At 46.1% G+C, this 7,476-nt stretch carries 7 protein-coding genes and 2 pseudogenes; 7 read left to right on the forward strand and 2 right to left on the reverse strand.

Annotated elements, in window-relative coordinates; all coding sequences use genetic code 11:
- Positions 1 to 274: 274 nt before the first annotated feature.
- The 4 genes and pseudogenes from DSM107010_RS39305 (at position 275) to DSM107010_RS02255 (ending at position 4,691) form a co-directional block, all read left to right on the forward strand.
- Entirely contained in the window at positions 275 to 433 is a 159-nt protein-coding gene (locus DSM107010_RS39305) for a hypothetical protein (RefSeq protein ID WP_181246317.1), read from the forward strand.
- Positions 403 to 1,779, forward strand: a complete 1,377-nt coding sequence (locus tag DSM107010_RS02245) for an SLC13 family permease (protein ID WP_181246318.1) — start codon at positions 403 to 405, stop codon at positions 1,777 to 1,779. The genes DSM107010_RS39305 and DSM107010_RS02245 overlap by 31 nt, the downstream gene beginning before the upstream one ends.
- A gap of 170 nt (positions 1,780 to 1,949) precedes the next feature.
- A complete protein-coding gene (locus DSM107010_RS02250; RefSeq protein WP_127022237.1) occupies positions 1,950 to 3,428 on the forward strand; it encodes a sensor histidine kinase in 1,479 nt (492 codons plus the stop codon).
- Positions 3,429 to 3,526: 98 nt separating this feature from the next.
- Positions 3,527 to 4,691: pseudogene (locus DSM107010_RS02255) on the forward strand (glycerate kinase).
- A 71-nt stretch (positions 4,692 to 4,762) separates the two neighbouring features.
- Here the strand turns inward: DSM107010_RS02255 and DSM107010_RS02260 are convergent.
- Positions 4,763 to 4,972: pseudogene (locus DSM107010_RS02260) on the reverse strand (hypothetical protein); the annotation flags it as partial.
- A 398-nt stretch (positions 4,973 to 5,370) separates the two neighbouring features.
- Positions 5,371 to 5,628: a hypothetical protein gene (locus tag DSM107010_RS02265; protein ID WP_015157190.1), complete on the reverse strand. Its 258-nt coding sequence runs from the start codon at positions 5,626 to 5,628 to the stop codon at positions 5,371 to 5,373.
- A 229-nt stretch (positions 5,629 to 5,857) separates the two neighbouring features.
- Here DSM107010_RS02265 and DSM107010_RS02270 point away from each other — a divergent pair, with 229 nt between their 5' ends.
- The 3 genes from DSM107010_RS02270 to DSM107010_RS42795 all read left to right on the forward strand — a co-directional run bounded on the left by DSM107010_RS02270 (position 5,858) and on the right by DSM107010_RS42795 (position 7,385).
- Positions 5,858 to 6,466 carry a DUF3318 domain-containing protein gene (locus tag DSM107010_RS02270; protein ID WP_015157191.1) on the forward strand — a complete coding sequence of 203 codons (609 nt, stop codon included), beginning with the start codon at positions 5,858 to 5,860 and terminating at the stop codon, positions 6,464 to 6,466.
- A gap of 317 nt (positions 6,467 to 6,783) precedes the next feature.
- The gene (locus DSM107010_RS02275) at positions 6,784 to 7,077 is read left to right on the forward strand and encodes a hypothetical protein (protein WP_106166850.1); all 294 of its coding nucleotides are present in this window, start codon (positions 6,784 to 6,786) and stop codon (positions 7,075 to 7,077) included.
- Between the two features lie 131 nt (positions 7,078 to 7,208).
- Positions 7,209 to 7,385 (forward strand): transposase, encoded by a 177-nt coding sequence (locus tag DSM107010_RS42795; RefSeq protein ID WP_373425459.1) that lies wholly within the window; start codon positions 7,209 to 7,211, stop codon positions 7,383 to 7,385.
- The last annotated feature ends 91 nt before the right edge of the window (positions 7,386 to 7,476 follow it).

Here is a 7,476-nt window from a genome sequence, read left to right on the forward strand (position 1 = left end):
CTCTTTTAATTTTTACAAGTGCAAAAATACGAAATTTCAAAAAGTGCAAAATTACGTTTGCAGAAATACTAGAAATCGATCTATGAAAAAAGCTAAATTGAGGTAAAAACTTCTGCCTTCCATCCCAGGGTAGATACTTAGACAAGAAATTAAATTTACTTTAAGAAGATGTTAGTCTCTGATTAAGCACGGGCGATCGCTTGTGTCAATCGAGTGAAACAATCACTCAGTACAGGTCGTCATACCGCACGTTAGTTGGTGACTAGGAGGAAAGATGAATAAAGCTGCTGCCACTCAAAAGGCAGGTAGCAAGGAGCGACTAGGCACGACTAGCATTTGGTCGCGCATTGAGAGCAAGCGCCCTCTACTAAAACTCACCCACGTCAGCGACGGTTTCGTTGGGTGGTTGATGCCGTGCTACCTTTGGCGCTGACTCTCATAGCAGGAATCGCCATTCTTCTACCAAGTTCGCTGCCAACAGAGGCGCGATTATCTCTGTTTGCCTTTGCCTTAGCGGTAATCTTGTGGTCAACCACATCCCTGAACGCAGCCTATGTTGCCCTAGCAACGGTGGTGTTGCTTATATTATCTGGTGGTAGCGAACAAGAAGCGTTATTTGAGGCACTGGAATCAGATGTAATTTGGCTGATGATCGGTGCTTTCATTTTGGGTGGAGCCGTACAGCAAACGGGCTTAGCGGCAAGATTAACGCAGTTGGTCGTCAGTCGCGCCCGGAATGTCAACGGCGTGTTTTGGCTGTTGACAACTATATTAATTCCCTTGTCTTTCGTTATTCCTTCCACTTCTGGCAGGGCAGCTGTAGTCATTCCTGTATTTCGCAGCATTGCCAACGCCGCAGGCGATCGCCGCATTACCCGTGCAATGGCGCTACTGATGCCGACAATTATTTTAGTTGCCACGATTTCTACTCTCATTGGTGCTGGTTCCCATCTGATCGCGATCGACTTGTTAGACGAAATTGCTGATGTCAAGCTCTCTTACGCACAGTGGGCGCTTTATGGCGTGCCGTTTGGAGTTGTCGCTAGTTATATTTCTTGCTGGGTAATTTTGCGCTTATTTTTAGACAAAAATCGCCGCCAGCGCCAACTTCAGATTCCTTATCAGCAAAAAAAACCCTTTTCTACAGCAGAACGAACAACACTGCTTGTCGTTTTGGTCATGGTAGGGCTGTGGTTGACGGAAAGTTGGCATGGGTTGGAAATCGCCACCGTTACGGTGATTGGGGCTTTAGTACTAACTGCACCTAGTATTGGAGTCATTAGCTGGAAAAATGGGTTGAAAGCAGTTTCTTGGAACTTAATTGTATTTGTGGGTGCAGCTTTGGTTTTAGACGAGGCGTTGATTGAATCTGATGCAGCCGAATGGATTATCAACCAGCTATTTGCCGCAAGTGGCATTGCTGGCACAGAATCGCGCCTCTTGATCTTGCTCGTATTATCTCTAATTGCCCTGACTTCCCACATTTACATGACTTCGCATACAGCCAGAGCTGTAGCTCTAGTCCCAGCGCTGTTATATCTAGGCAACAGCTTGCAACTCAATCCCGTAGCGGTTTTATTCCTCAGCAACGTCGGCATGGACTATTGTTTGACTTTTCCCGTCAGTTCCAAAGCGCTGTTGATGTTTCAAGAATTAGAAGGCGAAACCTATAAACCAGCAGACTTATTGCGTCTGAGTTCCGTACTCTTGCTAGTTCATTTGGCACTGATCGTGGTGTTCTATTACGGTTACTGGCAATGGATCGGCTTAAGGCTATGACGGTTATCAGTGACCAGTGACTCCTGACCAGTGACCAGTGAAGAAAGGGTGTAGGGTGTAGTGAATTAATTACGACTTGCGACTTGCGACTTGCGACTTGATAGCTGCTCCCTCAACTCCCTCCGCTTCCTCGGTTCCCTCAGCTCTCTTCCCCCCTGCTCCCTTAAATTATGAATTTAAGAAAGAAACTATTAACAACATTTAGCGGGTTGGCGTTGCTGGCGCTGGCAACGGCGGGTGTGACTGTGTGGGCGATCGCGCAGTGGCAAAATAGCGAACGCAGGTTGCAAGGACATTATCAACGTAGTTTATTGCTGGAGAGCGTCAGAACGGCAACTTTTCGGGCTTTTAAAGAATTGCCAGATGCGATTATTAGCGACGATCCAGATGCACGACAAGAATTTGAAGCCTTTCTCAAACCAGCAGAAGCCGATTTTAAGCGCTGGGCAGAATTAGCCGATACTGAAGCAGAACGAAAACAAGTTCAACAAGTTCGCAATGCATACATTGCGCTGATCCAGGATGCCCGCGAAGCTTTTACTTTAGTAGCACAAGGTCAACGCGATCGCGCCTTTGCAATTTTAGAAAAACAACTAGAAGACATAGACTTTATTAGATTTGAGCAAGTCACTCAACAAGCCGTTGCTTCCGATCGCCAAAATCGCCAAATCATCAGCCAGCAAACACAAAATACGCGGCAAACTGCGCAATTAGTTCTAGCGATCGCGGCTTTTGGCACAATCTCACTGATGTTGCTTCTTGCAGCTTATTTAGCTTCAGATTTATTTGCACCATTAGAAGAGGTAGAGGAGGCATTAGACGACGCAGCTAAAAGAGACTTCAAACGCCGCCTCGGTGAAGAACGTCAAGACGAGCTAGGAGCAGTCAGCCGAGCTTTCAATCGAATGATGGAGGCAATGGCAGAACGGCAGCAGGTTGCAGGTTTGGCTGCCGTTCCTAATGGTGTTGTTAAAGATGGCGTAGAAGATTCTGCTTGGCAGCATTTGCCTTCACGAGTCACTTTGCATCGATTATTGTCGCAATTGCGATCGCGAGTGACTCAGTTGCAGCACCACAATGGTTTTAAGGGCAACGAAGAATTTGACGGGCAACAACGGGCGGCGATCGGGCAGCTCGATCTACTATTACAAGCCGTGTCGCGAATTACTGATTTTGGCTTTCCCTTAGATTTGAATCTTGCCCGTACCGATATCAGAGCGCTGCTTTACGATCTGCTGCTGCGGTTTCAATCCGAACTCGTCGAACGCGCCGTGAGCGTCGATCTGGATATTGCTCCAGAAGTCAGTTATGCAGTTGTCGATCGCCCGAAGTTACGCGAGGTTTTGAGCGAACTCGTACGGAATGCCTTAGCAGCATTGCCAGAACAAGGTGGACGTATTGGTTTGCGGACGCGCATCGATCCTGATGCTACGAATCTTTTAATTGAAGTCGCTGACAACGGCAAGGGAATTCAACAACCCGCGATCGAACGGGTTTTTTCTCCCACAGTCACTACCAACGGTCAGCGTGCAGGCGTGGGACTTACCTTAAGCAAAGCGATCGTCGAACAGCATGGGGGTCAACTCACCATTGATAGCGAACCTGGTCAGGGAACATACGTACAGATTTCATTGCCACTACGAGAGTAGCTAGTGGCTAGTGACTAGTGACTGGTGACTAGAACAAAACTCAGAATCTAGCCACTAGCCACTAGCCACTAGCTACTCATTCATTACAGGAGATAATTATGAGCTTACGTATTTTGATTGCACCTTCGGGATTTAAAGAAAGCTTGGAAGCTGATGAGGTAGCAGATTGTATTGAAACGGGAATTTTGCGAGTTTTACCCGATGCTACTATCCACAAAGCTCCCTTACGTAGATGGTGGAGAAGGGTTCACCAAAGCCCTCGTAACAGTTACGGGCGGGACTTTACACCATCTGACGGTCGCCGGTCCTGTCGGACAGCCTGTAGATTCTTATTTTGGGTTTCTGGGTAATACGCAGACAAAAACTGCTGTCTTAGAGATGGCAGCGGCAGCGGGACTGAGATTAGTGCCGCATCACGAACGTAACCCTCTAGTGACAACAACCTACGGCGTGGGAGAACTGATTAAAGCAGCGCTAGATGCGGGTGCAGAACGGATACTGGTTGGTTGTGGCGATTCCGGTACGAATGATGGTGGTGCGGGAATGGCGCAAGCTCTGGGAGTACGCCTGTTAGATGCAGATGGGAAGGAAATCGATCGCGGTGGTGGCGAACTGATAAAACTAGAACGCATCGATCTTAAAGATCGCGATCGCCGTTTGGAATCGGTACAAATTGATGTGGCGTGTAACTGGCACAATCTGTTGTGTGGCGAAAAAGGTGTAGCGCGAGTATTTGGACCTCAAAAAGGTGCTTCACCAGAAACTGTGGAGCAGCTAGCCGCAGCACTCGATAATTATGCTGCTATTATCGAACGCGACATGGGTATAGATGTGCGAGAAATGCCCGGAAGTGGCGCTTCTGGTGGCTTGGGTACGGGCTTGTATGCTTTATTAGGGGCAAAATTGCATCCTCGCTATGACATTGTGATGCAATATCTCCACCTCGATCGCTTATTAGAAGATGCCGATCTGGTGATTACAGCGGAGGGAAGTATTGACTTTCAAACTCCACGCGGCAAAATTCCGGCAGAAGTGGCACAAAGAGCCAAGAAATATCAGCTACCAGTTATTGCCCTTGCCGGAACTATCGGGCGTGATGCTGAGGTGAATTTCAATTGCGGCATCGACTCCTTTGAAAGCATTCTCGATGCACCCTGTAGTTTAGGAGATGCGATCGCCAATGCTCCAGAACTCGTTACTAAGGCTGCCGAACGGGTTGTCCGCTCTGTTTTAGTAGGACAGAAATTAGCAACTGGAAGTTAGAAAATAGCGGGGGGAACTGAGGAAGCTGAGGAAGGGTTAGGATTCCTAACTTCCTGTTTCTCCCGATGCCCCGACTTTGGTTTCAGGAACAACCAAGCGATGAAGAAAAAGGCGGCTGTAAACAGCTGGAGCGTATCTACGCTCGATAGGGAGCCATCAGAGAAAGAAGCAATGCTTCGGTCAATGATGCCAAATAACCAAAAAGATATTCCCAAAAACCAGATCCCGTTTCTGAGATAACTCAAAAAGATAGATGCTTCCGATGGCGAGCGATCGCTCATAACTTTATTCCTATAAATTCAACGAGTCATTGATTGGGCAGCAATGTACGGACTTTTCGGTTAAATTCTCTGTCTGGCTTTGCCTCCAGATTAAGAAATATTTCTTTTAACCGCCATTGTTCTAAAGAAGTATTTCATCAGCTTGACAAGCGTACCGTTATTTGTATCGTATTCTATCTCATCAAGACAGATTTGCCCGTTGCCAACAGGAATATTTGCTTGAATTTATGGTTTTTGGTAATGATTTCTTGACCAGCTATCAGTGACTAGTGACTGGTGACTAGAAAAGATTCCAGCCAAAGCGTCATCGGTTCCACCAGCCACTTCTCAATCACCGTCTTCACGGAGTAGTGTAGCGGAGGGCGTTTACCGTCAACCACCAATTACCAACCATCAACTTAACGCTCGCAGTCTTCTTTCGGTGTTAAATCTGAAGGGGGGCGATCGTTACTCCATGCCCACCAGACACAACTGCATTGACACTGATAAAACTCTTGCCACTTGCGACGGTTGTTTTCGGTAAATACGGGCGATCGTCGATTTAGCCAGACTCTTTCTGCTTCGCGGCTACCAGAACGACAACGGGGACAACAAAATTCATTGGCATGAGTTGCCTGTTTAGTCCATTGAGGCGGAATCGGTGCAAATGCATCCATTGAAGAGATAATTTTTTAAGTCTATTAGTTTATTATCAGCGATCGGCAAACAAGGTGTAGGGTATAGGGTGTGAGGTGTAGTGAGCTTTTAACTTGTATACGAGCGGGTTTAGTAAAGAGATGGACAGCCTTGGCTGGAAATTTTACCTTAAATCCCACCCATCCCAATACATGATTTTTGACTTTTAACTTTTGACTTTTAACTTTTGACTTTCCCCATCCCCTACTCATGGAACCAACTACTGAAATCCGCCGCCTTCTGGACTTGATGCCTGCTTCCGGTCGGATGTTGACTAAGATTGTCGGTAAGCGGGAGCAAACTAAAGTTATCGATTATGCTTTTCCTATGCCGTGGCAGCAGGAACGTCGCATTTCCATTAATTTCGATCTCTGGCGGCGGCTACCCCAACCACAGCGAGATTTGTTGCTGTTGCGGACTGTTAGCTGGTTGACGGCAGTGAAGTGGTTTAAACCGGACGTCTATCAGGGAGTTGTCTTAGCGGGGCTTTTGGGGACGGTAGTAGAGATCGTGCAGGGGGATGTGGTGGGTACTGTGGCAGCTGGAGCATTAACCGCGATCGCCGGGACTCGGATTTGGCGCAATAACCACAGTTCTCAAATTGAGGTAGAAGCAGATGAGGCAGCAGTGCGCGTTGCTGGGAGGCGGGGTTATGCTGAGGCAGAGGCGGCTCAACATCTGTTGTCGGCAATTGAAGCGGTGGCACAGATGGAAGGACGACCGACTTTAGATTTTATGGAACTACTCCGCCGTCAAAATTTGCAAGCGATCGCCGGACTTTCTTCTGCTGGTATTCCAGAAACTCTCAGAGAAAAATAATCAATAGATTACTTATTTAATAAGCACAATAATTAGCTCTAAAAAGGGGTTGTCCCGTGCTATTTTTGCTGCTACAATTTAGCGTGTACGCTTTATAATGGGAATATTTGAAAATCTAAAAAATTCGTCTATAGTTCCATTATAAAAAAGAGCTTATCAAAACTAAATTGCGAAGTCAACATCTCTTTGCCTTTTTATTCATGACAATTCCTTACTAAAAATTTTCCGATCTTTATATAACTGAATATAACTGACTCATATCAATTCAACATGAAGCTGCATATAGAGGTAAGCAAATTCGATAAGTTCACATAGCCATGAGCCGCCCATTTAAGATTGAGATCGCCGAGAGCGAAAAGGAACTAAAAAAACTCCTACAAACAGCTGTGATTCTAGTAACTCTCAAACAACTGTTGGCACAAGGTAAGTGTGTGTATTACTTGTGTCAAGATGAAACTAGGGTTGGACTCAAAACTCTTACAGGAAAAGTGATTACTGCTTCTGGAGTCAAGCCCACTGTTGGAGTAAAATGGCAATGGGAAAACTTCTGGATTTACGGTGCGATTGAACCATTGACTGGGGACCACTTCCTTGAGAGTATCCAAAATTGAATAGTGAGTGTTTTCAACAGTGCTGGGACTGGCTATCTCAGGAATTAGGCTCGGATTATGCCATTTTACAGATCGAGCGAGCATCTGCTCATACAAGTTCAGCAATTCGTTGACCGGAAAATATTATTCCTCTGTTTCAACCAGCATCAGCCCCTGAACTCAATCCGATTGAGAGACTTTGGCAATTCCTCAAAAAACCTCTCAAAAATCAACTTTTCTCTTCTCTACAAGATTTACGCGATCGCATCCCAGAAATCTCTTCTTCTAACTTTATTCTAGAAGCTCTTTTCTATGCAGCTTCATCTTAAATTGGGCTCAGCCCTCTTCTGTCAAACTGGGGTGAAACCTTGATTTTTCGTAGGCTAAAACCACGTAGATTCGTTGAATTTGCCTAAAGTG

Origin of the sequence: Chroococcidiopsis cubana SAG 39.79 (assembly GCF_003991895.1) — a bacterium.
Taxonomy (GTDB): domain Bacteria; phylum Cyanobacteriota; class Cyanobacteriia; order Cyanobacteriales; family Chroococcidiopsidaceae; genus Chroococcidiopsis; species Chroococcidiopsis thermalis.